This window comes from Nonomuraea diastatica (assembly GCF_004349015.1).
Lineage (GTDB): Bacteria > Actinomycetota > Actinomycetes > Streptosporangiales > Streptosporangiaceae > Nonomuraea > Nonomuraea diastatica.
Window position 1 is genome coordinate 20,657 of the sequence record NZ_SMKP01000077.1, and the last position, 24,462, is coordinate 45,118.

31 protein-coding genes and 1 pseudogene are annotated in these 24,462 nt (G+C 67.1%); 19 read left to right on the top strand and 13 right to left on the bottom strand.

Annotated elements, in window-relative coordinates; all coding sequences use genetic code 11:
- The first annotated feature begins 72 nt into the window (after window positions 1-72).
- Window positions 73-465: a hypothetical protein gene (locus tag E1294_RS52915; RefSeq protein WP_165977475.1), complete on the top strand. Its 393-nt coding sequence runs from the start codon at window positions 73-75 to the stop codon at window positions 463-465.
- Here E1294_RS52915 and E1294_RS25770 read toward each other — a convergent pair.
- Window positions 431-922 carry an acyl-CoA synthetase family protein gene (locus E1294_RS25770; RefSeq protein WP_132512395.1) on the bottom strand — a complete coding sequence of 164 codons (492 nt, stop codon included), beginning with the start codon at window positions 920-922 and terminating at the stop codon, window positions 431-433. The genes E1294_RS52915 and E1294_RS25770 overlap by 35 nt on opposite strands.
- Before the next feature lie 117 nt (window positions 923-1,039).
- Window positions 1,040-1,681: a TetR/AcrR family transcriptional regulator gene (locus E1294_RS25775; RefSeq protein ID WP_132512397.1), complete on the bottom strand. Its 642-nt coding sequence runs from the start codon at window positions 1,679-1,681 to the stop codon at window positions 1,040-1,042.
- A 145-nt stretch (window positions 1,682-1,826) separates the two neighbouring features.
- Between E1294_RS25775 and E1294_RS25780 the strand changes: the two genes are divergently transcribed.
- From E1294_RS25780 to E1294_RS25795, 4 genes are all read left to right on the top strand, one after another.
- Window positions 1,827-2,468, top strand: coding sequence for a dihydrofolate reductase family protein (locus tag E1294_RS25780; RefSeq protein WP_165977476.1), 642 nt, complete (start codon window positions 1,827-1,829; stop codon window positions 2,466-2,468).
- 497 nt (window positions 2,469-2,965) lie between these two features.
- Window positions 2,966-3,361, top strand: coding sequence for a VOC family protein (locus E1294_RS25790; RefSeq protein WP_132512401.1), 396 nt, complete (start codon window positions 2,966-2,968; stop codon window positions 3,359-3,361).
- 64 nt (window positions 3,362-3,425) lie between these two features.
- Window positions 3,426-3,551 carry a hypothetical protein gene (locus E1294_RS57315; protein ID WP_281284506.1) on the top strand — a complete coding sequence of 42 codons (126 nt, stop codon included), beginning with the start codon at window positions 3,426-3,428 and terminating at the stop codon, window positions 3,549-3,551.
- 167 nt (window positions 3,552-3,718) lie between these two features.
- The gene (locus E1294_RS25795; RefSeq protein WP_132512403.1) at window positions 3,719-4,984 is read left to right on the top strand and encodes an FAD-binding oxidoreductase; all 1,266 of its coding nucleotides are present in this window, start codon (window positions 3,719-3,721) and stop codon (window positions 4,982-4,984) included.
- 520 nt (window positions 4,985-5,504) lie between these two features.
- On the opposite strand, the gene E1294_RS25810 is transcribed toward E1294_RS25795, so the two are convergent.
- Window positions 5,505-6,278, bottom strand: a complete 774-nt coding sequence (locus E1294_RS25810; protein WP_132512405.1) for a hypothetical protein — start codon at window positions 6,276-6,278, stop codon at window positions 5,505-5,507.
- Window positions 6,279-6,569: 291 nt separating this feature from the next.
- On the opposite strand from E1294_RS25810, the gene E1294_RS25815 reads away from it, so the two are divergent.
- The 3 genes from E1294_RS25815 to E1294_RS25825 all read left to right on the top strand — a co-directional run bounded on the left by E1294_RS25815 (window position 6,570) and on the right by E1294_RS25825 (window position 8,202).
- Window positions 6,570-6,989, top strand: a complete 420-nt coding sequence (locus E1294_RS25815) for a hypothetical protein (RefSeq protein WP_132512407.1) — start codon at window positions 6,570-6,572, stop codon at window positions 6,987-6,989.
- Window positions 6,986-7,549: a hypothetical protein gene (locus E1294_RS25820; RefSeq protein WP_132512409.1), complete on the top strand. Its 564-nt coding sequence runs from the start codon at window positions 6,986-6,988 to the stop codon at window positions 7,547-7,549. Before E1294_RS25815 ends, E1294_RS25820 begins: the two co-directional genes overlap by 4 nt.
- A gap of 167 nt (window positions 7,550-7,716) precedes the next feature.
- On the top strand, window positions 7,717-8,202 hold the full coding sequence (locus tag E1294_RS25825; protein ID WP_132512411.1) for a hypothetical protein: 486 nt from the start codon (window positions 7,717-7,719) through the stop codon (window positions 8,200-8,202).
- 10 nt (window positions 8,203-8,212) lie between these two features.
- Here E1294_RS25825 and E1294_RS25830 read toward each other — a convergent pair whose 3' ends face one another.
- Together E1294_RS25830 and E1294_RS25835 are read right to left on the bottom strand one after the other, a co-directional pair.
- Entirely contained in the window at window positions 8,213-9,181 is a 969-nt protein-coding gene (locus tag E1294_RS25830) for a tyrosine-type recombinase/integrase (RefSeq protein ID WP_220447937.1), read from the bottom strand.
- 182 nt (window positions 9,182-9,363) lie between these two features.
- Window positions 9,364-10,317 (bottom strand): helix-turn-helix transcriptional regulator, encoded by a 954-nt coding sequence (locus E1294_RS25835; RefSeq protein ID WP_246083280.1) that lies wholly within the window; start codon window positions 10,315-10,317, stop codon window positions 9,364-9,366.
- Window positions 10,318-10,418: 101 nt separating this feature from the next.
- Between E1294_RS25835 and E1294_RS25840 the strand changes: the two genes are divergently transcribed.
- Window positions 10,419-11,153 carry an alpha/beta fold hydrolase gene (locus tag E1294_RS25840; RefSeq protein ID WP_132512415.1) on the top strand — a complete coding sequence of 245 codons (735 nt, stop codon included), beginning with the start codon at window positions 10,419-10,421 and terminating at the stop codon, window positions 11,151-11,153.
- Between the two features lie 21 nt (window positions 11,154-11,174).
- Window positions 11,175-12,275, top strand: coding sequence for a winged helix DNA-binding domain-containing protein (locus E1294_RS25845; RefSeq protein WP_132512417.1), 1,101 nt, complete (start codon window positions 11,175-11,177; stop codon window positions 12,273-12,275).
- A 260-nt stretch (window positions 12,276-12,535) separates the two neighbouring features.
- Here E1294_RS25845 and E1294_RS57320 read toward each other — a convergent pair whose 3' ends face one another.
- The 5 genes from E1294_RS57320 to E1294_RS25870 all read right to left on the bottom strand — a co-directional run bounded on the left by E1294_RS57320 (window position 12,536) and on the right by E1294_RS25870 (window position 16,485).
- Window positions 12,536-13,009, bottom strand: a complete 474-nt coding sequence (locus E1294_RS57320; RefSeq protein WP_132512419.1) for a Tn3 family transposase — start codon at window positions 13,007-13,009, stop codon at window positions 12,536-12,538.
- A gap of 5 nt (window positions 13,010-13,014) precedes the next feature.
- Entirely contained in the window at window positions 13,015-14,745 is a 1,731-nt protein-coding gene (locus tag E1294_RS57325; RefSeq protein WP_132512421.1) for a Tn3 family transposase, read from the bottom strand.
- Window positions 14,715-15,335: a DUF4158 domain-containing protein gene (locus E1294_RS57330; RefSeq protein WP_342775077.1), complete on the bottom strand. Its 621-nt coding sequence runs from the start codon at window positions 15,333-15,335 to the stop codon at window positions 14,715-14,717. Before E1294_RS57330 ends, E1294_RS57325 begins: the two co-directional genes overlap by 31 nt.
- Window positions 15,218-15,700, bottom strand: coding sequence for a DUF4158 domain-containing protein (locus tag E1294_RS57335; protein WP_132512425.1), 483 nt, complete (start codon window positions 15,698-15,700; stop codon window positions 15,218-15,220). Before E1294_RS57335 ends, E1294_RS57330 begins: the two co-directional genes overlap by 118 nt.
- A 233-nt stretch (window positions 15,701-15,933) precedes the next feature.
- The gene (locus tag E1294_RS25870) at window positions 15,934-16,485 is read right to left on the bottom strand and encodes an AAA family ATPase (RefSeq protein ID WP_132512427.1); all 552 of its coding nucleotides are present in this window, start codon (window positions 16,483-16,485) and stop codon (window positions 15,934-15,936) included.
- 161 nt (window positions 16,486-16,646) lie between these two features.
- On the opposite strand from E1294_RS25870, the gene E1294_RS25875 reads away from it, so the two are divergent.
- The 4 genes from E1294_RS25875 to E1294_RS57340 all read left to right on the top strand — a co-directional run bounded on the left by E1294_RS25875 (window position 16,647) and on the right by E1294_RS57340 (window position 18,471).
- On the top strand, window positions 16,647-16,916 hold the full coding sequence (locus E1294_RS25875) for a hypothetical protein (protein WP_132512429.1): 270 nt from the start codon (window positions 16,647-16,649) through the stop codon (window positions 16,914-16,916).
- 33 nt (window positions 16,917-16,949) lie between these two features.
- A complete protein-coding gene (locus tag E1294_RS25880) occupies window positions 16,950-17,876 on the top strand; it encodes an inositol monophosphatase family protein (protein WP_246083281.1) in 927 nt (308 codons plus the stop codon).
- 227 nt (window positions 17,877-18,103) lie between these two features.
- Window positions 18,104-18,292, top strand: a complete 189-nt coding sequence (locus tag E1294_RS25885; RefSeq protein WP_132512431.1) for a hypothetical protein — start codon at window positions 18,104-18,106, stop codon at window positions 18,290-18,292.
- 8 nt (window positions 18,293-18,300) lie between these two features.
- A complete protein-coding gene (locus E1294_RS57340) occupies window positions 18,301-18,471 on the top strand; it encodes a tyrosine-type recombinase/integrase (RefSeq protein WP_132512457.1) in 171 nt (56 codons plus the stop codon).
- A 522-nt stretch (window positions 18,472-18,993) separates the two neighbouring features.
- Here the strand turns inward: E1294_RS57340 and E1294_RS25895 are convergent.
- Complete coding sequence (locus E1294_RS25895; RefSeq protein ID WP_132512433.1) at window positions 18,994-20,151, bottom strand: DUF6197 family protein; 1,158 nt, start codon at window positions 20,149-20,151, stop codon at window positions 18,994-18,996.
- A gap of 287 nt (window positions 20,152-20,438) precedes the next feature.
- On the opposite strand from E1294_RS25895, the gene E1294_RS25900 reads away from it, so the two are divergent.
- The 3 genes from E1294_RS25900 to E1294_RS25910 are packed head-to-tail and all read left to right on the top strand — an operon-like array spanning window position 20,439 to window position 21,602.
- On the top strand, window positions 20,439-20,855 hold the full coding sequence (locus E1294_RS25900) for a hypothetical protein (RefSeq protein WP_132512434.1): 417 nt from the start codon (window positions 20,439-20,441) through the stop codon (window positions 20,853-20,855).
- Window positions 20,812-21,279: a histidine kinase gene (locus E1294_RS25905; protein WP_132512436.1), complete on the top strand. Its 468-nt coding sequence runs from the start codon at window positions 20,812-20,814 to the stop codon at window positions 21,277-21,279. Before E1294_RS25900 ends, E1294_RS25905 begins: the two co-directional genes overlap by 44 nt.
- Before the next feature lie 47 nt (window positions 21,280-21,326).
- The gene (locus E1294_RS25910; RefSeq protein WP_132512438.1) at window positions 21,327-21,602 is read left to right on the top strand and encodes a hypothetical protein; all 276 of its coding nucleotides are present in this window, start codon (window positions 21,327-21,329) and stop codon (window positions 21,600-21,602) included.
- A 104-nt stretch (window positions 21,603-21,706) separates the two neighbouring features.
- Here the strand turns inward: E1294_RS25910 and E1294_RS58190 are convergent.
- Window positions 21,707-22,015, bottom strand: a pseudogene (locus E1294_RS58190) (Tn3 family transposase); the annotation flags it as partial.
- Here E1294_RS58190 and E1294_RS25920 point away from each other — a divergent pair.
- Window positions 21,909-23,089 (top strand): IS3 family transposase gene (locus E1294_RS25920; RefSeq protein ID WP_132512440.1). Its coding sequence is split into 2 segments (ribosomal slippage): window positions 21,909-22,182 and window positions 22,182-23,089, totalling 1,182 coding nucleotides; the frame shifts between segments, so codons are not numbered across the junction. The pseudogene E1294_RS58190 and the gene E1294_RS25920 sit on opposite strands and share 107 nt — an antisense overlap.
- A 128-nt stretch (window positions 23,090-23,217) precedes the next feature.
- Here the strand turns inward: E1294_RS25920 and E1294_RS25925 are convergent.
- Window positions 23,218-23,844, bottom strand: coding sequence for a hypothetical protein (locus E1294_RS25925; protein ID WP_132512442.1), 627 nt, complete (start codon window positions 23,842-23,844; stop codon window positions 23,218-23,220).
- 75 nt (window positions 23,845-23,919) lie between these two features.
- Here E1294_RS25925 and E1294_RS25930 point away from each other — a divergent pair, with 75 nt between their 5' ends.
- The gene (locus E1294_RS25930) at window positions 23,920-24,216 is read left to right on the top strand and encodes a hypothetical protein (protein ID WP_132512444.1); all 297 of its coding nucleotides are present in this window, start codon (window positions 23,920-23,922) and stop codon (window positions 24,214-24,216) included.
- Window positions 24,217-24,462 lie beyond the last annotated feature (246 nt).

The window sequence follows — 24,462 nt, forward strand, 5'->3', positions numbered from 1 at the left end:
GCTCCGCGTGGCTCGAGCAGGTCTGGGATGGCCTCTGTGCTGATGAGGGCTTGATCGATAAGGTGATCGGCCATGGGTGTTTTGGTCGACTACTTCACCGCGGACTCCGAGCAGTTGGCCCGGCAGGCTTTGCTCGGCGGGCCAGAAGCCATGAACCTGCCGTATGTCGACTGCAAGGGCTGGATTGACGAGCTCGACACGCTGGTCGCTGAGATTAGCGGGCATGACCTCAGCGAGTTCGGCGACAGCGAGGTGGTCGTGGACGACGGCGAGGCGGCGGGCGTGGAGCGGATAGCGCCGGAGACCGTCGCCGCGCTCGCCGATGTGGACGATGCGCGGTTGCGCGAATATGCCGATGACGAACTGCTCGAGGAGTACGAGGTCGAACGCATTGCCGCCCTGCGGGACCTGGCCCGCGATGCGAGGCGGCTCAATCAGGGGATGTATCGCTGGTCGTGCGTCTGAACGCGGCGAACAGCTCTTCCCGAAGGGCGGGCGGCAGCTTGCGGCCCATCCGCGCCGGGCTCACCAGGGCCTGGTCGTCGTCCCATTCGCGGGCCGTGTCGGCGAGGAACTCCAGCGCGGAGCGGGCCTCCTTGCGGTGCCGCTCATCCGGCCAGCTGTCGACCAGCGGCAGCACCGCCCTTGCCCGTTCGATGATCCGGTCGAGTAGCGCATAACCGGGCAGGCCGGGGAAGCGCTGGGCTCGCAGGTCGATGTGGCGGAAGGAGACGTCATCGAGCTCGGCGGCGGTGAAGTCGTTGCCGGTGAAGTCATTGTGATCTCTGCCGAGTACGGCCTGGTCGCGGTCGGCTGGGCGGCCCCAGAAGTTCATGCTCCGTACGTGGCCGAGAAAGACGCAGTCGACGAACTCGGCCTCGAAGGTGGCCGTCTGCTCCCGCAGCCGAGATCGGTCGAACACGCACCGCTCAAACCGCACGTTGCCGAAGAAGGTTCGCTCCGCGAAGCGGGTGCGGCGGAAGGTGCAGTCCTCGCCCAGGCCCGGATCGCCTACGAGCCCACCCCGAGCTCGCGGCGGCTACATTGCGTCCGGTCGCTGCGGCCCGGGTGGAGGGCACAGCACTCGAGTTCTAGTTGATGTTCCGTACGCGGCCATGAACATGTCCAGAAGTCCGTCGATCGCGTTCTCGTCGATGGGGCGGGTTGACAGCAGGTGGCGGTAGTACAGGGTGCCGCACAGCACCTCGGCGGCGAATTCCAGGTTCGCCTCCGCGACGAGTTCACCGGTGTGCTGGGCGCGGGTGATCCGGTCGAGGGTGCTCTGTTCCACGGTGATCAGGAAGCGTTCGTGCAGGGTCGCGCGCAGCGTGGGATCGGCCTGCGCCTCGGCGATGACCGCACGGTAGATGGGGCCGATCGGCGGGCTGGCGAGGGCATGGCTTGAGCGTAGGAACTGTTCGCGCAGATCCGCGTGGACGTCCCCGGTGTCGCGGTAGTCCAGGTTGCTGGCCCACACGAGGCTGAGCGCGTCCAGCAGCAGCGCGGCCATGGATGGCCAGCGCCGGTAGATCGTGTGCTTTCCGACCCCGGCCCGCCGGGCGACCGCCTCGATGCTCAAGCCCGCGTAACCGACTTCCGCGGCCAGATCGAGGGTTACTCGCAGCAGCTCTTCGGTGCGTGCAGCGCCTCGGCGCCGCGGCGTGGCAGGGGTATCGGTCATGCAGCGATCTTATCGGCACATGGCGTGCCGTTGACAATGGCGAGGTTCACCTGCAGGATGAGGTCTCGATCGGCACGACACGTGCCGATGGAGGTGTGGTTGCATGTCGCCACCTACCCGCCCAAGACCAACAAGGAGATCATCAGTGAAGCTCACCGTCACCACCTTCGTGTCCCTGGACGGCGTCATGCAGAGTCCAGGCGGCCCGGAGGAGGACCGTTCCAATGACTTCGACCTCGGCGGCTGGCTGGTCCCCTACGCCGACGAGGACATGGGCGCCATCGTCGGCGGCTGGTTCGCCGGCGCCGACGCGCTCCTGCTGGGACGCCGAACCTACGACATCATGGCCGCCTACTGGCCCGACGTCACCGACCCGGAAGAGGGAAAGATCAACGTCCTGCCCAAGTACGTCGCCTCCCGCTCGCCCCGAACGCTCACCTGGCAGAACTCGCATCTGCTCGAGGGCGACCTGGCCACGGCGGTGACCGAACTCAAGAGCCGGCCCGGCCGCGAACTCCAGGTGCACGGCAGCGGCCGGCTGATCGAATCGCTGCTGCGCAGCGAACTGGTCGACGAGCTGCGACTCCTCACCTACCCGGTCATCGTGGGCAAAGGACAGCGCCTGTTCGAGACCGGGACCAGCCCGGCCGCCTGGCGGCTGACCGACGTCAAGTCCACCGGAAACGGCGTCATCGCCCACACCTACCAGTACGCCGGAAAGCCCGCCATCGGCACCTTCGAAGTCGGAGCCGATGGCAAGGAACAGAACGTGCTGGCGGCAGGGTAGGTCCGTCACCACGCCCGACGGCAAGAAGACCCTGACCGCCTCGATTACCTACGGGGACGCGGCACCCGACCTGGCGGCGTTCCCCAAGGTGCTGGACAAACTCCTCAAGGAGGTGTTCTGCAGCGGGCTGATGGGGTCGAGCCAGGCTTTGGATGGCCGCACCGGCTTCGTCGTTTCCAGGCGAGCCCCTGGTTACGGCAGCCTGCGCCACGAACGGGACAGAATTCAGCCCGTGTCGGGTGTAGCCCCGCCCAGGGCCCGTCGAAGGTCCCGGGCCTCTGCGGAGGCCTTTGCCGCGGCCGCCTCGCGCAGCTCGATGCCGGGCACTACAGCTCGGCGGCCCCCGGTACTCATCAAGGAGTCAACGCTGCCGACCGCGACCCAGAACCTGGTGATGATCTGTCAGGTCCAACGGCGGCGACCAGCAGTCCGGCCAGGCGCCGGCTACCCAGACACTGTCAACGGTGATCACACCGCAAGCCAAGGAGTCGAATCAAATGAGTTCCGCGATCTTCATCAACCTTCCCGTCCAGGATCCGAAAGCGTCCGGAGAGTTCTTCACCAAGATCGGCTTCGCTCCCGATGAGGAGTTCACCGGAGGCGACGTCGTCAGCGTGCTGATCGGGGAGAACATTCGCGTGTTTCTGGTCACCGAGGCGTTCTTCCGCCAGGCCAGCAGGCGCGAGGTCGCCGATACCGCGACACACGCCGAGGTCGAGCTCGCCGTACAGGTCGAATCCCGGGCCTGCGTCAACGAGATCGCCGACGCCGCCGCGGCGGCGGGCGGTGAGGCAGCAGGCGAGCACGAAGAACCAGGCGTCATGTACAGCCGCGGTTTCCGCGACCTGGACGGCCACCTGTGGAACGTGTTCAGCATGAACGCCACTTCTTAACACATGGGGGTACGGCCGGCGCGCCGTGCGCCGGCCGTACCCCCATCGCCTGAAGAGAACACCTATGCGCAAGTTGATCGAGTCCACGTTCAGCCGCGCCAGGACCTGCAAGTACGTTCCCGAACTCGCGACGGGCCGCGTTGGCATCGAACAGCCAACGGCGCGAGCCGAGCTGGAAGCGGGAAGCTGATTCCGCAGCTCGGGGCCTATTCGGCCGCTGGCGCCACGTTGGTAACGGCACCCCTCTTTGGCCGATCACCGCATCGCACGCGATCGAAAAGTTCGGTCAGCCGTGTAGAGCGGGCGCCAGCGGCTTCGACCTGTCAGTGAGAACGTCGACGAAAAGAGCAGAGTGACATGACAACCGAGATCGTCCGTCCCGGTGACGAATCCTACGAACGACTCAGCCGCACCTTCGCAACGCAGGGCTCACCCGCGTACGTGCTGCGTCCCCGCGACGCCAAAGGAGTGGCCGCCGCGGTGGCGCTAGCCGTACAGGAAGGCCTGGAACTGTCGGTGCGCAGCGGCGGGCACAGCACCGTCGGCTACGGCACCAACGACGGCGGCGTCGTGATCGACCTGGCACACCTCAATGACATCGAGGTCCTTGACGACGGCCTGGTGAAGCTCGGCCCGGGCGCACACTGGGGCGATGTGGCCAGGACGCTTGAACCACACGGCCTGGTGATCTCCTCGGGCGACACAGACTCCGTAGGCGTGGGCGGCCTGATGGTCGGGGGCGGGATTGGGTGGCTGGTTCGCAAGTACGGCTTGGCCCTCGATCACCTGGCCGCCGCCGAGATCGTCACCGCATCGGGTGAGATCATGTGGGCCAGTGCCACGGAGAACACCGAGCTGTTCTGGGCAATCAGGGGCGGAGGCGGACATTTCGGCATCATCACCTCTTTCCTGGTACAGGCCCGACAGGAAAGTGTTGTGACCTTCGCCAGGATTGGTTACGCGGCCAACGACCCCGCGGCCGTACTCAAGGCCTGGCGGGACGCCATGCGCGAGGCGGGCGAGGACCTCACCTCGACTGCCCAGCTGTACCCGGCCTTCGGTCCTGACATGCCGCCGTCGATCATGATCCTGGCCTGCTGCACCGGCGAGGACCAGACGGCGATCGAGCCGCTGACCAGGCTGGGCGAGGTCACGTCCAAGGAGGTGTCCACGCTGCCCTATTCGCAGGTTCTTGAGGGCGCCGAGCTGACATCTGGCTGGCAGCCACTGGTGCGCAACCGGTTCGCTCGCACCTTCTCAGACGAGCTCATCGACGCGTTCACCTCTGCGGATGTCCCGATGATGTTCCGCGAGGTCCGGGCAATCGGTGGAACGATGGCACGCGGCGATGACACAGCCTTCACCCACCGGGACAGCGAGGTCATGATCCTAGCGGTGCTCCTCGGCACCCCCGACGACCACACGCCACGGCTGCCCGCCTACGAGGCCATGTGGCGCTCGCTGCAGCCCCACACCAGCGGCGCCTACGTGAACTTCCTCAGCGCCCCCTCAGCCGAGGACATCGCGGCCGTCTACCCGGCCGACGTACGCGAGCGACTGACAGCGGTCAAGCAGGCCTACGACCCGGACCGCCGCTTCAGCCGCAACCTGGGCGACTTCTAGCTGTCTTCTCGACCTTCTGGCCTTCACAAGCGCGCCTGCGTGAAACGCAAAGGTGCGGCGCGAGAGCTTGCCTCCTTCGCGGCGCACCGCGTCCCACGCACCTGGCCCGCCAGCGGCCTTGGTTCGCGCTTCTGGCCTAGTGGCTCGTCTCTGAACGTTGACCCGGTAATTGATCTCGAACGGTGTGAACCCGTCAGGCTGGCTGCCCCTGCAACTTCTTGGGAGGTGGTGGTGGCTCGCCGACCGGATGTGTTCGTCCGGCCCTTGTCCATGGAGGAGGGCCACAAGCTGCAGCACATCACCCGGACCGCCAAGGAACCAGTCAAGCTGCGGCGGGCGATCGTGGTGATGATGTCCGGACAGGGCCAGACACTGGGATAGCTACTTCCCCGAAGATGCGGCCCGAATCCGACAGGACGCGACAACTCTAACGGCCGATGCCGTCGGTTGAGCACCGGTCACTGCTTCAATCGCCCAGATCACAGGCCCCTGAAGGCTGACCGCACCCGCCCTGAACCCGTCAATCGTCTTCGCCCGCGAGGATCCGACCTACCTCTGTGGCCATGTAGGGGGCGTCGTCCGGCCAGGAGGCCACGACGCGTTCCAGGAGTTCACGGTGGGCTTCCAGGCGGTCCCCCCAGGCCAAGCCAAGGGCGGCTTGAATCTGGATCTCCAACTCGGGCCGGTCGAGGGCACGGAGCAGGTGCTCGGTCGCCTCTGGAGCGTCGCTATAGCCGATGGCCGAGAGCATTTGGACGCGTAGGTGGAGCGGACGGTCGATGTCGTCGACGTAGCCGACGACGAGGGCAAGGAGACGAGAGTGGACAGGGCCTTCGGTGTGGTAGAAGGCGGCACGCGCTGCCGAGGCGGCCGCCTCGGCGACCGCGGAGTTCGTGCTCTTTTCAAGGGCATCTGCGATCAGGTCGCAGTCCTGTTCCTCGGCGATGTTCATCATGGCGTTCAGGGCGCTGGCATGGTTCGCGCCCGCGCCGCTGTGCGGGCTCATGTCGGCGGACGAGGGCGGCTGGCGAAGGAGTTCGCGGGCGGCCTCCAGGACCTCCGCCTGGTGCTCCCCGTACAGCGGTTCTCCCCCGAACCGGCTGAGCGCGCCGGACCGCTGATACACATCCAGTGCGATTCCGACCGCGGCTTGGTCACCGCTCCTCAGGAGGGTGAGGAACGGATCTAGCGGACCCGTCCAAGATTCTGCGATGTCGGCTTGGAGGGCCTCGCAGGCAGCTGTCAGCCGCTGGCCGGAAAAGCGCGGGTGCGTCCAGTAGTAAGAGCCATACATACCAGATGATCTTGCCAGGGATGCCTCACGGACCGCAGCCGCTTGATGCGCAGCACTCGTCCACCGAGGGCAACAGGCCCCTGTCCAGCGGATGGACCCGGCCAACGGCCCAGACCACAACCGCCCAGCTCAGACACTCACTGAAAGAGAGCTGCACCCTAGGCGTTTCGCGCGCTGGCCCCTCTCAGCGTCCGATCTGCTCGCCCATCTGCCTGCGCAGGGCCGCATGGATGTGGCCAGCGACGTCCTGGATGGCCAGTCCCCAGCGGACGTGTGGATCCTCCTGTAGCGATGGTTTCGACCCCGACCTGCTCGTGGACAACGACGCCCGTCGACGCGGTGATGACGGCGACCCAGACCGTGTACCGCACCTCCCAATACGAGAAGATCGAGATGCTGCACAACGCGGTCCCCAACTCCGCCATGCCAAGGGCTCCGGAGCTGGACATCCAACAGCTGTACTTCGACCCCATCCACCGGCGCACATCTTCAACGCCATCGCCGAGATCCGCATGGCCGCCTCACGAGCGCTGGTTCTGCTGCACAAGCAGCGGAACCAGTACACCGTCGACCGCGCTGAGGCCATCGCCGAGCTCTGCCAAGATAAGCGCTGAGGCGGCCATCGCCGCCGTCCGTGACATGGCCACCGGCTCAGCCCTGGACGATGCCGCGCTGGCGGCGTTCCTGGACGGGAACGGCGGGCTGCTATGAGCGGCCGGCAGACCTCCCGGCGCACCTCACAGCGCGACGCGATGGGCTTCACACAGGCCGAGAAGGACGTCGCGGACGTGATGATCTGGCTGCGCTGCAACCACGGGCGCGAGGTCAGCTACGCCGACATCGCCGCCGGCGTCAAGATCCCTGACGGTTGCCGGCTGCGGCGGGCCGTTCGGGTCGTCCGGGTGATCGCGGCCAATCGGGGCGACCGCCTGGAACGGTTCCAGCCCTCAGCCGACCCCGCCCGGCGCGACCCCGCCCGGCGCCGGGTCTGGACCATCCGCTACATGCGCTCCGGCCACGGCGACGAGTTCAGCGCCCGCGACGCCATGTCCGCCGCCCGCGCGGCGATGACGTCGGTCAAGGACATGCACCGCGCCACCACCTTCGAGGCCGCCAACCCCCATTCGATCGCCCGCACGGAGTTCGCCACCATGGCCCAGGCCGCCGACGAGTGCATCACCAAGGTCGCCGGCCTCGAGGTGGTCGGCCCGCAGGCGGTCCGGCGCGAGAACACGGGGTCTTGGGACCATCCGGTTGGAATTGAACGCTAAGCCTTCCGCCGCAGCTCAAGGCCATGTAGAGCTCCGCTGGCATGTCCGGCGGCCAGCTGTACTGATGGTGTCGCGAATCGGTCCAGTTCGTAGATCGTGGAGTGGATTCCACCAGTACTCTCGGGGAGAGATCGCCGCTCATGGCGGGATACATCACGAGGAGCCAGGTGAGTGACAGCACGGCCGCCGATTCCACCGACCAGCCCGCTAAGGCGAGCGCGCCGGTGGCGCCGTATGAGCCGGTCCGCGTGGTGCCGACCCGCCCGGATGGCTGGCCCGATTGGCTGGGCCGCAGGCCGATCAGCTCAACCGAGCGCGACAAGATCCTCAGCGCTCTGCGCGCTGATCAAGATGAGCAGCGCACCACGGAGCGCCGCGACAGCCTCCAGCGCGTGCCGCTGTTCTCCTGTCTGACGATCGAGGGTTTCGGCGGCAAAGACGATCCCCGCACGGTCATCCGGTTGCGCGCCAGCATCAACGCGGCGTGCCGCGTGGCCGCGGGTGACCGGCGAACCAGCTACCACGCCACTGACGAGCGCATCACGATCGGGATTGCTGGGCCCGACGCCCGGGATCGCATCGCTGACCTGCGCCGGCAGCTCACCCGGATGAGCCGTAACCGAGGGTGGGTGATCACCGAGGAGCTGCGTTGATCTTGGCCGCTCAGATGGATCGGCGGCGGGCGGCGGGGTCACGGCTGGCCACGTGGTCGGCGACGGCGTCGACGCCGGGGCGGGCGTAGCGTGCCAGGGACCGGACGGAGGCGTGCCGGGATCGGGCGAGCAGGGTGGGCGTGTTGGTGCCGTCCTCTGCTTCGTGGGTGAGCGCGGAGTGTCGGAGCTGGTGCAGCGTCCAGCCGCCGCGCAGTTCGAGTTCGGCTGCGTCGATGATTCCGGGGTGGGCCAGGGGCCGGGTGAGCGTCTCGAACAGCTCGGCGGCGCGCCGGTAGGACAGCCGTCCACGTCCAGTGATCTTGCATACGTCGGTGGTCGGGGTGCGGGCGGGCGCTTTGCGGTCGGTGAGGAAGACCGGGCCTCGAGTGCGGCCCTTGAGCAGGCGGGGCAGCAGCTGGGCGGTGCCTGATTGCCAGTGCACCCAGTCGGTCGCGCCGCCTTTGGAGATGATCCGGGCGCGCTTGTCGGCCGGTAGGAGGTCGGCGATGTCGAGGGTGAGGATCTCCTGTGCCCGGGCGCATGTCTCGTACAGCATCTTCCAGAGGGTCTTCTCTCGGATGCCGGCCTTGAGGTCGGACAGGGCGGCGAGCTGGTCGCGGGACAGGGCCTTGGTCCGGTCGGGCGGAGCGGGCCGTCGTTCGATGCCGGCGATGGGGTTGGCTGCGAGCCAGCCGCGAGCGCGCCACCAGCCGATGGCGGCCTTCATGATCGACAGCTCGCGGTTGACGGTGTCGGCGTCCACCAGGCGGGCTCGCTCGACGAAAGCCGCGGCGAGGAGATCAGCGGTCGCCGGATCGGCGGCAGCCGCGAACCAGACCGTCGGCACCTGGGCGCCGCGGCGGTACTTGCCGAGGGGCGGTTGCTGTCCGCAGGCGAGCCAGGCCCAGGTGGTCAACGAGATGCGGTAGATCCGCTGGGATGACTCGCCGATCCCGGCCGAGCGCAGATAGGCCTCCACTGCCTCGCCGTAGATCTGGGGGCGGTCTTAACCGAGGGGGATCACGTCGGCGGTGCTGGCGCTCATGATCTGGATCCCCGCCTCTGCCGCAGTAAATGCGTACACCTCACTCCCAGTTGTCGAGGGAGGTGCTCCAGGTCAGTATGACGGCGAACATGGGGTTGCCGCGGTAAATCCGGCATTTACCGCAGCAGGGTTCCCGGCTGTCGTTCGGCGGCGGCAGCGAGTTGACCCGCCAGGTCCTTGAGGGCTTGGCGGAGTTCGTCTGGGCTGTGGATGGTGAAGGGCCACTCGAGCGAGGCGAGCAGGTGTGCCATGCCGTCAAGGCGTTCCGCCCGTGCCTGCATCAGCACGCCGACGGGTTGAGCGGTGAGCGTGACAGCCGTGTGCGGCAGCCTTCGGGCGATCTCGTCGAGAGGGCCGTGGATCGTCACCTCGACCTGCCAGCGGTAAGGCCCCTGGGCGAGGGTCGCAGTGAGGTGGGCGACCGGGTCGAAGCCATCAGGGGTGGCGAAGGTCTGTGGGCGGGGGGTGATGGAGGCGATGCGGTCGATACGGAAGGTCCGCAGGTCGTCGCGGAGGTGGTCGTGGCCGACGAGATACCAGCGGCCGGTATGGAAGACCACGCCATAGGGGTCGATGTCGCGCTCGGTCTGGTCCAGCCGCCAGGACAGGTAGGCGATGCCAACGGTCGTCTTGGCACGCGAGGCCTGGGCCAGGGCCAGCAGGACACCGCTCCCGGGTGCCTGCGCGCTCACAGCATTGGCGGTGAAGTACAGAGTCTCCCGCATGGCGGCGAGCGGTTCCCGCAGGGCCTGCGGAAGCACCCTCTCGATCTTGGCGCGGGCGCCCGCGCCGGCCAGCACCGTCGTACCCATCCCGAGCCGTTCGGCCGCAAGGAGTCCGAGGACGACGGCGAGGGCCTCGTCATTGGTGAGCACCAGGGGCGGCATCCGGTAGCCACGGGCCAGCCGGTAGCCGCCATAGCGACCGCGCTCGGCCTCCACGGGGATGCCCAGGTCGCGCAGGTGGGCAACGTAGCGGCGGACCGTACGGACATCGGTGTCCAGCCGGTCGGCCAGCTCACTCCCGGTGAGCCCGGCGTTCGACTGGAGCAGTTCCAGCAGGGTTAGCACACGGGTCAGGGGATGTGACACGGATCACTCGACATTTCAGGGCTGATTCTGTCCTGTATCCACACTACGCTCCCCGCAGCACCTCACTTCAGGGAGATCACATGACCACCTTCGTACTCGTTCCCGGCGCCTGGCTCGGCGCGTGGGCCTGGCAAGACACCACCGACGCGCTGCAGGAGCACGGCCACACGGCGCTGGCGCTGACACTGACCGGCCTGGCCGAGCGCGCTAAGGAGGGCGGGCCCCAGACGGACCTGGACACGCACATCGCGGACATCACCGACTTCGTCGAGAAGAACGATCTGCGCGACGTCACCCTGGTCGCCCACAGCTACGCGGCCGCCCCCGTCACCGGGGCAGCCGGGCGACTCGGCGACCGGCTAGAGCGCGTGGTCTATGTGGACAGCGCCCCGTTTGCCGCAGGCATGTGCATGCTCGACCTCATGCCGCCGGAGGCAGCGGACCAGCTGAGCCAGCAGGTCGCGGCCCACGGCGACGGCTGCCGGCTCCCGATGCCGCCTTTCGAGATCCTGGGCCTGTCCAACAGCCTCGACGGCCTCGATGAGGACCGGCGGGACGTGCTGAGCGCACGTGCCACCCCTCAGCCCTTCGGCACCTACACCCAGCGGTTGGCCGGTCCGGTCGAGCCCGGCCCCGGTGTGGACCGTGTCCTGGTCGCCTGCCGCAACTTCCAGGGCCTGCTGGACAGCGGGGTGCCGATGCTGGCCTTCCTCAACCACGCGCCGTGGCGGCGCTTCGACCTGTCCACCGGGCACTGGCCAATGCTGTCGGCACCTGCCGAGCTCGCCGACATCCTCCACACGGCCGTCTCCTGACCGAGACTGATGTACAAGCCCATGCTTGACCGCGAGAGCGTCCGCGGGCTGCGGGCCCGCGCGCAGGCCCTGGCCGACGGAGTGCGGGAAGCCTCCGCCGCGGCGGTCGTCCGCCGGGTCTTCGCCATCCAGGCCCAGGATGCCATGGCCGCCGACCTGGGCATCCGGGTGCGCGGGCGGGACATCACGGGCGCCGGCATCCGCGCGGCGTACGAGGACGAGCGGAGCATCGTGCGCGGCTGGTTCATGCGGGGCACCCTGCACACCATCGCCAGCTCGGATGCCCGCCGGGTGCTGCGGCTGCTCGCTCCCCGCATCCTCGCCGCAACCAGCCGCCGCTACCACCAGCTCGGCCTGGACGACGACCTACGCCAGCGATGCGACCGTCTCATCCGGCGCGTCCTCGCCACGCACGGACCGCTCACCCGGCCCGAACTGACAGAGCACCTGGCCACTGTCGGCGTTCAGCCGGACGGGCAGGCGCCGTTCCACCTGATCCGCCACGCGGCACTCACCGGAGTCCTCTGCCACGGTCCTCGGCGCGGCGAAAAGGCCACGTATGTCCTGCTCGACGACTGGCTGCCGGCCGGCGCCGGGGACTCCCGGCGGGAGGAGGACACGGCCGTCGCCGAGCTCGCCCGCCGCTACGTTCGCGCCCATGCGCCCGTAGGGGTGGACGACTTCGCCACCTGGTCGGGTCTGCCGGCCACCCTGGCCCGCAGGGCCTGGAAGACGCTGGCGCAAACCGGCTCGATCACCGAGTACGGCGCGCTGAGCGTGCCGACCGAGCGCATGGAGGAACTTCGGGACAGCCCCGGCACCCTTGATGTGCGGATGCTGCCTGCCTACGACAACTACCTCGTCGGCTACCGCGGCCGAGAGTTGTCCGTTCCCGCCGCTCACCAAGGCCGGGTCTGGCCGGGCGGCGGCATCATCCGTCCCACAGTTGTCGCGAATGGCCTGGCCATCGGAACGTGGGCCCGCCGCGATGCCGGCCGTGTTGTCCAGGTGGACGCGTTCGAACCCCTGTCGTCGCAGATCCAGGCCCTGGTCGACGCGGAAGCCTCAGCGGTCACCGCTTTCTGCGGCCACCCGCCTGAACGGGCAGGGGCCTCCCGGTAGGCGCAGATACGGAGCCGGCCGGGGCATTGCAGCCGTGCCCGGCCGCCGTCCGGACGGCGGCTTCCTACCTGGTTCCTCATGCTCGGCCCCGGCGGACCCTTCGCCTCCCGCAACCCCGCCAGCGCCCTGCAACAGCAAGCAGAACGTGTCCTTGCCCTGCTCGCATGAGCGAACAGTAAGAAGGATTCACCCTCAGTCAGCCTCTGAACGGGCGCCGTGATCTGCTCGGCGGAACACGAGTGTGGGGATCTGTCTCCTCGTCATTGCTCCGGATCGTCGTCGGCATCGGCGGGGTCACGCAGGTCACGCAACCGGCCGGAAAGTTCGGGCCGGTTGAACGGGTAGGAGCCCACGAAGTTGATGTGCTCCCACTGCAGCGGGGACAGGTGGGCCCTGATCTCCGGACTGATCTTCATGCCGCCAGCCGCGAGTTTCTTCACCGCGGCGTCGATGTAGAGCGAGTTCCAGTAGACGATCGCGTTCAACCCTAGGCCGAGAGCGCCGAGCTGGTCTTCCATGCCGTGCTCGTAGCCGCGCTTCAGCTGGCCCAGGTTGCCGAAGAACACCGCCCGGGCCAGCCCGTTGCGGCCTTCGCCGACATTCAGCTGGGCGCCCATCATCCGCCGGTAGTCCTCCAGGTGGGCCACATGCAGCAGGTGCATCGACTTGAAGATCCGCCCGTAGTGCGCGAACGCTCGCCCCAGGCTGGTGATGCGGCCCTCGGCCATCATCATCCGGATCAGACGTAGGCCCGCACCTGGTTGGTGACCAGCGACCCGGCGACCTGCAGCATGTCCGGCCAATGCTGCTTGATCGCCGCGATGTTCACCCGCCGCAGGTTCAGCTCGTTCAACCGGCCGTATCCGCCTGCCGACGGTGAGGAGCGCCTGTCGGCCAGGCCGACGTCAGCGGGGTCGATCCACCACTGCTGGGCATCGGAGATGTCGGCGATGCGGGGCGCGAACTGATAGCCGCAAATCGCGAACAGACCGAACACAATGTCGGAGTACGACGCGGTATCGGTGGTGAGGATCTCCGGCTGCTCCTTGTCGTCCAAGCGGTGCAGAGCGTCCAAGATGAACAGCGAGTCGCGCATCGTGCCGGGCACCAGCAACCCACCCAAGCCCATCACCCGGTCCGACACCACCGCCAACCCGGTGGCGCCCCTGGAGCGCTTGGATTGGCCGAAGTAGTGCGGATTCGGTCGCCCATACAAGGAACGGACCGGCACCACGAACCGCAGCCCGTCAGCGGAGGCCACCAGCCCGCCACCCCAGTCCTCGCGGGCGATATCGATGTCGGCCTGCTTGGCGATCAACCGGCCCGATGCCGCGCCCATGCCCTCGTGCTGGAAGTATCCCTTCTCCACCCCGATCAGCCGATGCAGGCTCAGCGCGGGATCGCCGAGCTTGACCACCGGCTTCAACCCGACATTGCAGGAGCGAGCCACCATCAGCGCGGCCAGGCTGATGTCCAGATCAGCCCGCCGCGACGTCGACCCGGAGATGTGCTCGAAAGCGTCGAACATGCCCGTATGACCGTGCACCTCCAAGAGCAGCTCCGGGTAGTCGATGCGCGGCAGCATCGCCTTCACCGCCTGGTGCGCCGCCTCATACGCCTCCGGCAGCGGCGCGGCCTCCAGCTTGGCCAGGTTCAGCTTCCCGCCCTTGATCGTGATCGCCGGGTTGGCCTCCAGCCCGTCGGCCAGGCCGCGGTACACCTCATCCAAGTCGACCGCGAGTTTACGCAGGTGAGCGTCCGGGTCTGCCTCCAGCCCGAGCGCGGTCAAGATGCTAGGCGCGTGCACGCTCCATAGGGCACCGGAGATGAGTTTGGCTCGGGGATCTCCGGACTTGTCCGCGCCGACCGCGTACACGTCCTTGCTGCGCAGCGCCGACCACAGCGTCTCCAGCACGCAGAAGGTGTAAGCGTGCCGATCGATCTGCTTGCCGCTCAGGTCGGGGTTGTCGTATACCAGGCGCCGCCACGACCCCGACACCAGCTCCTTGTGCGCCGCGATGTGCCCGGCACTGGCGTGCTTACCGTAGGCCAACACCCGGGGCAGGCCCCGCAACGCCGCGATCACCGGCGCACCGGCCTCGGTGCCGGCCCACGGGATCGTCTCGGCCAGCAGCTCCACGAACCCGCGCACCGAGGCGAACCTGTTGGTCAGCTCGGCCCGCCACTCCAGATCAGCGTCGTCTTGCTCGGCCGGAAGAAACTCCTTGATCACCGCGAGGGCGGCCTCCAACTGCTCGATCGGCACCACCTGCGCGATCCGCGCGATCACCTCCGGCGCCGTCGTCACCCGCACCGGCTCAGACTCAGACTCGTCCTCGGCCGGCTCGGACTGGTCCGGCTGGGTCATCGGGGTGTCCAACGCCGCCCGCAGCGCCGACTCGGCCTGCAGCGCGGCCTTACGCAGCCGGGGCAGCGACTTCAGCTTCGCCTTCTCCTCATCGCGGCCCACGCCAGCAGCTTGGTCGCCATCAACAGATCGAACAGCAGCAACGCGTCGTCGACCGACACACCTTCCAGGTGCCGCATCGTCGCCAGCAGCGTCGCGACCCGGCGGCTGCCCTTGAGCCGCTCGATCTTCGGGGCCTTGGCGTGCATGCCGTAGGCGGCAAGCTCCGCCATCTTCACCGGCGCCACCCCGCCCGCATCCACCGCGCCCGCGCCGAACGCCCACACCGTCGCCGACCGACCCAAGGCCTCCTTCATCCCCAGCCCCGACACGTTCACCACCGCGGTCCGCATCCACTCCAGGCGCGAGACCTTTTTCCCGTGCGGGACGACCAGGGTGTCCAGCAGCTCCCGCCGCATCCCCAGCGGCGTCTGCTCCACCAGATGGTCGTTGATCGCCACCAGGCTTTCAGCCCGCACGCTCGCGACCAACGGCGCCAGCGTGGTGATACCCGGCAACAGCACCCGGCCCTCGATCAGCCACACCACCGCCCGATCGAACAGCTCCCGCCGCGAATCCCGAGTCTGCGCCGCCCGCGAGGATATGAACGTACGCAGCTCCGCCTCGGCCTCGGCGAACTCCCGATACCCCAGCAGAGCACGGTCTCACGCGCGTGCTCATGCTGGGTCGGCAACCGCTCCCGGTAGTGCTTGATACAGGAGGGGTCGCTCACACCCAGCTGCTCGGCCACGAACTCCACAGCGACGTGCGGAACATCTCCCGCGTCGGCCAGGAACATGCCCAGCATCCGCACCGTCCCCCACTGCACCGCCCAGCCCAGGCGGTTGTGATCGCGCCGCTTCTTCGCCACCTCGGCCAACGCCGCGGCATCCAGATAGAAGAACCGCTCCAGGTCCCCCGGCGACGGATCGGCCAAGAACCGCCGATACCGAGCCTGCTGCTCACCAGATAGGTACTCAAACGACACAAACCGTGACCATAGGAGATCAACGATCACCTACCAGTGAGTACACCGAAACCGAGACCAAACAGCGCAACCACACCATCACATCGCCCCCTGGACCTGCGGCGAGAGGCTTAGCGTTCAATTTCAGCCGGATGGTCCCAAGACCCCAACACCAGTCTGCTCACCCAGATGATCGCCGACCTGGAAGCCCGGCTCACCGAGCCGGCAACGAGTTAAGCCTTCTTAGCGCATCAAGGAGCGCCATGACGACCCCTCTTCCACCGTCATGTCAGCGGCGGGAGCTGAGACGCCTCCCGGAGGAGCCGTTCGGCGGTGTCCTCGGGACTGAGCGCGGAAGTGTCGAACCACCAGCCGACGTCACCGAGTTCCCGCCGCAGATCGGCCTCAAGCTGGTGATAGCCGTCGAACTCCCACGACTCCTCCGGATCCCGTGTCGCGTTGCGTTTGTGACATACCTCCACCCCCGGCGCGAGGGTGACCAGCCGCACCGGGCGCGGCGCCAGCAGGCCGACCAGGAAATCCAGCTCCGCCCGGTCCACGACAAGCTGATCCATCAGCACGGTGAAGCCGAAATCGACGAAGTTGGCTGCCAGCGCAGCCAGGTTGCGGTCGCATAGCTCCACCTGTCGGGCGGCCTCATCCTTAGGCTCGCCCAGGGCCCAGACACGGCCGCCGAGGATCATCTCGTTTATGTCGTCGGCCTTAAGGCGAGCGGCCCGAGGCAGGAGCCGGGCGGCCAGCCCGGTTACCGTCGACTTCCCCGCCCCTGGCATCCCCGACACGATGACGCATCCGGACAACTCATGCATAGTCATGGCCCGATCTTGCTGGCGCGTTCACCAGCCAGCAATCGGATTTTTGCGGGGTGACGAACATCTGTCCACGCTCGCCCACCCTGCGGTGATCTACAAGACCACGTCAGGCCATGGTTCCAGACGCACCTCACCCCTCCCTACGACCGGCCAGGAGCCCCATCATGACCACGCTCGAACGAACCCTCGCCAAAGCCCTCACGGAGATCGTCATCAGGCTGGATCTCAGCGACGACGACGCCATCACGCCTGCGGCCACGATGCAGGTGATCGAGCCGGTGGCCGTCCTGCTGCAGGAGTTGTCCGAGCAGGACCGGCAAGGCCTCGCCGACCTGATCAACCAGTTCGCGCACCAGGAAACCAACCCTGACCGGCAGCTGACGGCCTGGGAAGCGCCCGAGACCCTCGGACTTCTGACCGACGACCGATCGTGACGGCATGGATGTCCGGGAACACCATCTGTTCTGATGGCAGGAGGAGAAACTGAATCCGACGGAATGACGACGACAATGGCGGACGCGGCAGACCTGGCCCTGACCCAGCATCTGGCTGACCTGGCAGACGACTTCGCACGTCGCTATCTCGCGACAACCAGCCTCACCGTCTGCACAAAGAGTGACGGAAGCCCGGTCACCGACGCCGACCGGGAGATCGAACACGTCCTTCGTTCCGAGATCCGTCGGCGGCATCCCCGCGATGCGTTCGTCGGCGAGGAGTCCGGCGAACAGGGAGCAGGCTCCCGTCGTTGGATCATCGACGGCATCGACGGCATCGACGGCATCGACGGCATCGACGGAACCGCGAGTTTCATCGCGGGCGAACCAGAGTGGAGCACCCTGATCGCCGTCGAAGACCGCGGCAGCATCACCTCGGGCATGGTCTCCGCGCCCGCCTTGGGCAACCGCTGGTGGGCAACGCGGGGCGCCGGCGCATGGACAGGCCCCTGCCCCTCTCGCCCAGGAGCGCCCTCACACCGCTTGGCGATCACCCCAAACGACGATGCCCACGCCGCCACGGTCGGGATCTGGCCGCCTCCGCACAGGCTGAGCGAGTCGCAGCGAGCCATCGCCGCGAAACTGGCAGGACACGTCGCGCGGACCCGCCCCGCACTCGACTGGTCCACGGCAGAAACCACCGCGCCGCCGCCCCGCAAACCCTCCACCGGCTCCGGCACCTGCCACGGCGGCCTCCTCGTTGCCACCGGCCAACTCGACGCCTTCCTCCTCCTCGGGGCCGGCCCCTGGGACATCGCCGCTCTGATCCCCATCGTCCAAGAAGCCGGAGGCACGTTCAGCAACCTCGCAGGCCAGCAGCGCACCGACACAGGAGCTGCGCTATTCGCCAGGCCCAACCTCCACCAGCAACTCCTCGACGTCATCGCGCCTGGCATCTGAAGAGAAGCTGCCAACCGGCGGCTGAGCACAGCGCGGCCAACTGAAAGCAGGCAGTTGTCACCTCTCCACGGCCCTGGGCGCGGCAGCCACTGCCTACCTACGTGCCTTACGTGCCTGACAAGCCTTCAACCGGCTGAGCAGCAGCTTCGCTTGACAACACTAGATAACCATCGAAGCTGGAGGCGGCCCAGCTGCCGGAGGCCTACGAGGCGGCCCATGACGCGGTGATGAACATGCTGCCGCGCATCGACTATCCCGAACTGCTGCTGGAGGTCCACGGCCACACCGGCATGTTCGACGCCTTCACCCACGTCTCCGGTTCGACGTCGCGACGCGCGGATCTGGACATCAGTCTGGCCGCGCTGAGCTTGGCGTTTAAGTGCGCCACGAGCGCAGAAGGTGAGGTTGTTGTGTAGGTGACGGCCTGCGCCCCCATCGGCTCCGCCACACCTACGCCACCCGGCTCCGCGAAGGCGGTGCCGACGTCGCTCAGGTCCAGGCCCTCCTCGGCCACGCCTCCCTCGACACCTCGGCTCGCTATTTCCGCGCCGGCACAGCCGAGCAAGCTGCCGTCGTCGACCGCGTCTTCGACTAGCGCTTCACGTGTTTCTCCGGGTCTCCCCGTAGCAGGGATGATCAACGAGAACCGTGTAACGCGAGAACCCGCAGGTCAGGCCATAATCCGTTGCATTTCCGCCGTTTGCTACGGGGACCCCGGCCACTGTCCGCCGCGGTGCTCGATCACTGCGTCGCCCCTGCACCGCGCCGGTGAGACGTGAGAGCAGCGAGGGGAGACGGCCGGCCTTTCGGCGTGGACCGCACGCTGTCCCAGTCGATTGCTGGGTGCGCGGCCAGCACGTTCAGATCAGCCGTCCGGTACAGCGCACCCGCGGCCGGGCGCTGCGCCGCTGAAACGGCCCCAGCCCCCACCCGGACGGCTCCAGCCAGCCGGCGTTGACGAGGTGGTCTTATCCGAACTACGTGACCTCCCGATTGCGTGGCATCCGATCACGGCCTCGCCCTACCATCGTGAATGATGGTCAGAGTGATAAGTAGGCTCCCTGGAGAGATGCGACGCACCCGGCCATCCCGATTTCGGCGGCCACCAAAGTGATCTTTAGAGGCTCTCTTCCTCGGCTGTCCGGATGTCGGCCGCACGAGCGAGCGCCTCAGAGACCTGTTCGACGGTCTGCTCGGCGCCCCAGGCAGTGAGCCAGGCCTCGGTGAGGTGGATGTCGTCTCCGCTGGGGCCGCCGAGATGGGCGGCCAGGGCATGCATCGTGTCGTCGGCCAGGCGGTGCGCGTCCAGGTGATCGTCCTCGATGCTGCCGTCGAACTGGTCGCAGATCCGGGAGCGGTAGTCGTCGCCGTAGTCGTCGTCGGGGTTAAGCCCTGCGGCTATGCGGATGGCTCCGACGACGTTCACCGCGCATTCCCAGGAACCACCACCGACTTCTTCGTACTCGGCTCGGTCGATGACGTCGTGTGCGTAGTAGCCGTTGTCGTCCAGGACCTCACCAGCGGCCCGCAGAGTCATCGCGATCGTGGGACCTACGGACGGGTCCATGTCGATGATGATGGTTTGATCATTTTGGACGAAGCCCGAGACGTCGACGGAGGCGATGGTCTTGCCGATGCCTCCGGGCAGGGAAGGGAGCACAATCATCGCGCCTGGCTTCGTTGATGCGTGCGGGTCGGCGCTCACGTCGGTGGCAGCACTGTTCTTGATCTTTTGGTTAGCGGGGTGGGTTGCGTAGGCGGCCAAGGTCGGGGTTTGCGAACCAGTCCGAGCAGGTGACGCCGGCGCGGTCGAGGGCGTCAGCGACGGCTGCGGCGTACAGCTCCTGCACCCTGTGGTAGTCCTTGCCGACCGCCTTGTGAATCGCCTCAAGGTATCTTCGCGCTGGCCACGGTCACTACGCCACAGCGGCAGCAGCAGGGCGGCATCGGGCCGCTCAGGCCACAGGCCGGGATACATCCAGCCGTCGAAGTCCAGGCTGTCCCGCAGAGCCTTCTCGAAGCGGGGAGAGTTCTCGGGTTGCCACGAGGGCGAGAACTTGGTCCCCCAGGTGTCACCGCCGACCGCCCGGGACTCGATCTTCCAGTAGCGGATGTCGTGCTGCTTCTCCTCGGAGCACACGAGCCGCGCCCACCCGGCGGGCGCGTCGGGCCGTAGAGCGGCGGCCTGGTCGAGTAGCCGTGCCGCAGCGGTGTGCTTCATTTCGGGGTGCGCGGCCTGAAGGTCGCGGACGAGGCGTTTGCGCTGATCCACCATGACGAGCCTCCTGGTCCCGGCCGATTCCCACGTCACCGGCCAGAGCGAGAGCACAACGTCTGGCGGGCAAGCGGACTTCTCCGTCACGGGAGGCGACGGCCTCTTGTCCTCGGATGCCGTCCGCAACGTGGGTGCGAGCGACGTCGGAGTGCGGCCTGGCGTGACCGGCCAGAATCAAAGTAGCTGTGCGTGATAACAGTCTCGGTCTGCGTCTCAAGCCAGCACCACGGCCCGGCTTGAGGTGAACCGGTACGGCGGAATGGGTCGCCCACCCAGAACACTCGCGGTTGGCCGGCTTTGTGGAAACCTTCAATGTGCTGTCGCTGGACGGCTGTCTAGAGTGCGTGACCATGGTTGTGGCGTGGGCGGCAGTACGTGGCATGGTCGGGCTGGTGCTCGGGGCGGTGATGGCCTTGGTCGAGCTGGCGTGGGTCGTCATCGCGATACCGCTGCTGGCCATGCCGTCTACCCGGCCTTGGTCGTTCCGTGGCGCCGGGCGGCTGGCCGGGGCTGATCGAGTCCGTGTCAATCGCTGGCTGGGCGGCACCGTCGCCCCGAATCTGGCCGGGGGGCGTGCGCTGGCGTACGTGGCGATGCGCGGCATCGTGGGCGGGCTCGGTGGTGGGGTTCTGGTATTGGTCGGGATCTGGGTGGCGGGCGGTGAGCTGGCGGGCGCTGTCCGACGGTACGGGCGAGCGCGCTGAGATGAGCTGGTACGACGCCATCACCTGGGCGGCGTTCGTGGTCCTCGTCGTCTTCCTGGCGGTGCAGGCCTTGATCGGCTTGGCGGCGCTGGAACGGCGGCTGGCGGTTTGGGGACTCGCACCCAGTGACAAGGAGGTGTTGCGGCGCCGGGTTGAGCAGTTGTCGCGGACGCGGGCGGAGGTGCTGGAGGCGGTCGATGACGAGCGGCGGCGGATCGAGCGGGACCTTCACGACGGCGTGCAGCAGCGACTGGTCGCGCTGGGCATGCTGCTCGGCCGCGCCCATCGCCTCGACGACTCCGGCGCTGCCACCGCGCTGTTCCGGCAGGCGCGGGCAGAATCCCGCCGCGCACTGGAGGAGTTGCGGGAGGTGGCCAGGCGGATTTGGCCTCCCAGTACTAGTGGAACGACGAGTCGGGGTTAGCGTCACATGATTTGACACACCGTCTCTGACCAGGCCAGTCTTGCGCCGTGGCGGATTCAGAGGGTGTGGCGTTCCTGCGGTCTGATGTTGCCCGGTTCTGCAGCGAGATCGCCGATCTGGCTCCTGCGGTACGGCTGGCGCGGCTGGCGGAGCTGCGGGCGATGCTCGATGACGTCACCTCGCAGGCGATGGCCGTGGCGATGGCGGACGCCCGCAGCGAGGGGTGGGGGCTGCGCCGGATCGGCAAGCATGCCGGGGTCTCCCATGAGCAGGTCCGCCGGATGCTCGTGCCGGCCGAGGCGCAGCCCGCCACGCCAGTGTGAAGCGGGTGCGGCCCGGTGGGGTTACTGGCCGGGCGGAGGTGTGCGCAGCGGGCGCAGGGCGCCGTCCCGATGATCTCCGGCAGGGCGAAGTTGTAGCGGCCTAGGAAATTGAAATGCTCAAATCCCAGCGGGGACGGTCGGGCGATGTCGGCGGCGGCTATTTCCTTTCCTTCGGCGCGGATTTCGTCCAGCGCGCGAGCCGTGTAGACGGTGTTCCAGAGGATGCAGACGTTGGTGTATTGAGGCGCCCCGGATTTTCCGGACACATTCCCAACTAAGGTTGAGGGAGAACCGGAAGGGAAGGCTGTGGCGGGGCGTAACCGACGATTCAGCCAGGAGTTCAAGGACGAAGCCGTCCGCATGGTGCTGGACGGCCCGCGGCCGGTGTCGCATGTGGCCAAGGAACTCGGCATCCACGACACCACGCTCGGAAACTGGGTAAACACCTATCGGCGAACCCGGGGCGACGACGTGGCGCCGGCGCAGGATGCGAGCGAGAAGAAGAGCGAGTGGGAACTTGCGCTGGAGCGAGGCAATCGCAAGCTGCGCGAAGAGAACGAGTTCTTGAAAAAAGCCGCGGCCTTCTTCGCCCGAGAACAGCCGTGACTGCCAAGTACGAGCTCATCGATGCGGATAAGGCTCATTATGCCATTGTGGACATGTGCTCGTGGCCGGGCGTGTCCCGATCCGGATATTACGAGTGGCGAGGCCGGCCGCTGTCGGCGACCGCCGAACGCCGTGAACGGCTCAAGGAAAAGATTGAGGTCTTATTCGAAGACAGCCATCAGACCTACGGCTATCGGCGGATCCACGCGGCCCTGCTCCGATCGGGTGAACAGGTCAGCGACGACCTGGTCCGGAACTTGGTGCGCGAGCTGGGCCTGCGGCCTTGCCAGCACCGGCCGTGGCGGCCGGCCACCACTCTGCCGGACGGTTCCTACCAGGGAATCCCGGACCTGGTGCGGCGGGACTTCACCGCTGACCGGCCGGGCACCAAGCTGGTCGGTGACATCACGTACATCCCCACCTGGGAGGGGTTCGTTTATCTTGCCACGGTGATGGACTGCCATTCCAAAATGGTGGTGGGCTGGGCGATGGCTGACCACTACAGGACCTCGCTCATCTGCGACGCGATCGACGCGGCCGCCGGTAACATCGAGATGCAGCAAGGGTGTGTCTTCCATTCCGACCGCGGCTCGAACTACACGAGCGATGAATTCGGCCGGCATCTGGTCCGGTACGGGATGCGTCGATCCGTTGGACGCACTGGGGTGTGCTGGGATAATGCGCTGGCAGAATCGTTCTTTGGAGCGTTGAAGAACGAGTGGCTTAACGGGATGGTTTTCACCAGCCGCGTTAAAGCACGGCGCGAGGTTGTCAAATATATCGAGGGCTTCTATAATCGGCGCAGGCTTCATTCCGCAAATGGGTACCGGACTCCACTTGAGGTCCACAACGAGTACCTGAGCCGACAGCTCGCATCGTGAAGTGATCGTCAGGAAGCTGTCCGGAGGAGGCGGGGCACCTCAAGGCCAGGTGGCGGTGGCCGCTGCGGCGTTGACCGGTCGCGCCTCCGGGGTTGCGGAGTCGCGACCGGTTTCCGCTCGGTTCTGGTTCAGGGGATATCGAAGTCGATCTTTAGGGTGTTTATGCCGATGCGGGAGCTGTCGGCCTGGCCCTGGTTGCGCCAGTAGCCGCCTTCCTTGGTCACGCCGGCACGCAGCCTGTAGTGCCCGCTGGTCAGCCCCTCGAAGGTGTAGGTGGCTGTGCCGTGTCTGCCCTGCAGGGTTGTCCCGATGGGGCCGATGTCCTCCGGGCCGCTGGGGCGTTGCAGATAGAAGGCGCCTGACAGGTGGCAGCCGAAGATGCACTTGTCCTCGGAGTACCAGGCCGCTCCCCAGTAGTAGTAGAAGTCGCCGATGAAGGTGGCCTGGAGGGTGTAGGTGCCATCGGCGCGCCCCAGCAGGCTCGCGCACAGCCGCGCGTCGCCCTTGGACCACTGGTCGTAGGAGTAAAAGGTCTGTGTATGGGTGCCCAGGACGCAGTCGTTGGACAGGGTGCGGTGCTGCGTCGCGGGGTGGGCGGAGGCCGCGGTCGGCGCGAGGACGGCTGCGACGGCGGTGAGCGCCAGGGCCGTCAGGACATGGGTGAGCCTTCGGCTGTTTTTGCGGCGTAGGCCGTGCGCGGGCCAGCGCCGGCGCTGTGGATCTCCCTGAACAGGAGTGTTTCTTTGTGTAGTCATACCATAACAGTAAGTGAGCTTTTGAGTGGCGGCTAGGCCTACCAAAGGGCCTAAGGCCGGACGCCCGGAGGCAAGGTGCTGCGGTTCCAGGGCGCCCGCGCCGTCCGCACGCCCCAGGGCGCGCGATGCTGTAACGCCTCCTGGGCCGGCGTGCCCTGGGAAGCCAGAGACCCGTGGGTGGTCAAGGAAGAGGAGATGGGCCGCTCATCGCGGATCGTGCTGCAGGACGACCTGGCCCGCGGCAAGGTCCAGCTGGTCAGCATGTGGGAGTACCTGACCGGGATCACCGACGCCGAATTCGAGCAGATGCGCGCCGAACGGCTGGCCCGCGGCGAACCCTACGACTACGACCTGGCCGACGACGAAGCCTGACCCCGCAGCGAACCCCTGCCATGATCGACGGCCGCTAGCGGAGAAGGGCCCCTGATATGACCAGGGCGGACAACCCGCTCTGGTCGGGTGCGGCGAGGCGGAGAGGTCCTCCCGCCTAATACTCCAGTGACACTTGGCGATCTTGAAGGATCGGGTCACATGGCGACGGCCACCGCGTGATCATTCGGAGTTTGTGAAGACAACCAAAGATCGTGCGGTGGCCGCGAGCCACAGCGTAGACCCTGA

Coding starts and splice junctions, on each gene's coding strand:
- E1294_RS57320 (WP_132512419.1), bottom strand. CDS start 13,009: ATGATGATGGCCGAGGGCCGCATCACCAGCCTGGGGCGAGCGTTCGCG.
- E1294_RS25815 (WP_132512407.1), top strand. CDS start 6,570: ATGGTTTCGACCCCGACCTGCTCGTGGACAACGACGCCCGTCGACGCG.
- E1294_RS25845 (WP_132512417.1), top strand. CDS start 11,175: ATGCTTGACCGCGAGAGCGTCCGCGGGCTGCGGGCCCGCGCGCAGGCC.
- E1294_RS25870 (WP_132512427.1), bottom strand. CDS start 16,485: ATGACTATGCATGAGTTGTCCGGATGCGTCATCGTGTCGGGGATGCCA.
- E1294_RS25775 (WP_132512397.1), bottom strand. CDS start 1,681: ATGACCGATACCCCTGCCACGCCGCGGCGCCGAGGCGCTGCACGCACC.
- E1294_RS25880 (WP_246083281.1), top strand. CDS start 16,950: ATGGCAGGAGGAGAAACTGAATCCGACGGAATGACGACGACAATGGCG.
- E1294_RS25810 (WP_132512405.1), bottom strand. CDS start 6,278: ATGTATGGCTCTTACTACTGGACGCACCCGCGCTTTTCCGGCCAGCGG.
- E1294_RS25820 (WP_132512409.1), top strand. CDS start 6,986: ATGAGCGGCCGGCAGACCTCCCGGCGCACCTCACAGCGCGACGCGATG.
- E1294_RS25790 (WP_132512401.1), top strand. CDS start 2,966: ATGAGTTCCGCGATCTTCATCAACCTTCCCGTCCAGGATCCGAAAGCG.
- E1294_RS52915 (WP_165977475.1), top strand. CDS start 73: ATGGGTGTTTTGGTCGACTACTTCACCGCGGACTCCGAGCAGTTGGCC.
- E1294_RS25925 (WP_132512442.1), bottom strand. CDS start 23,844: ATGACTACACAAAGAAACACTCCTGTTCAGGGAGATCCACAGCGCCGG.
- E1294_RS25875 (WP_132512429.1), top strand. CDS start 16,647: ATGACCACGCTCGAACGAACCCTCGCCAAAGCCCTCACGGAGATCGTC.
- E1294_RS25885 (WP_132512431.1), top strand. CDS start 18,104: ATGAACATGCTGCCGCGCATCGACTATCCCGAACTGCTGCTGGAGGTC.
- E1294_RS25840 (WP_132512415.1), top strand. CDS start 10,419: ATGACCACCTTCGTACTCGTTCCCGGCGCCTGGCTCGGCGCGTGGGCC.
- E1294_RS25795 (WP_132512403.1), top strand. CDS start 3,719: ATGACAACCGAGATCGTCCGTCCCGGTGACGAATCCTACGAACGACTC.
- E1294_RS25895 (WP_132512433.1), bottom strand. CDS start 20,151: ATGGTGGATCAGCGCAAACGCCTCGTCCGCGACCTTCAGGCCGCGCAC.
- E1294_RS57315 (WP_281284506.1), top strand. CDS start 3,426: ATGCGCAAGTTGATCGAGTCCACGTTCAGCCGCGCCAGGACCTGCAAG.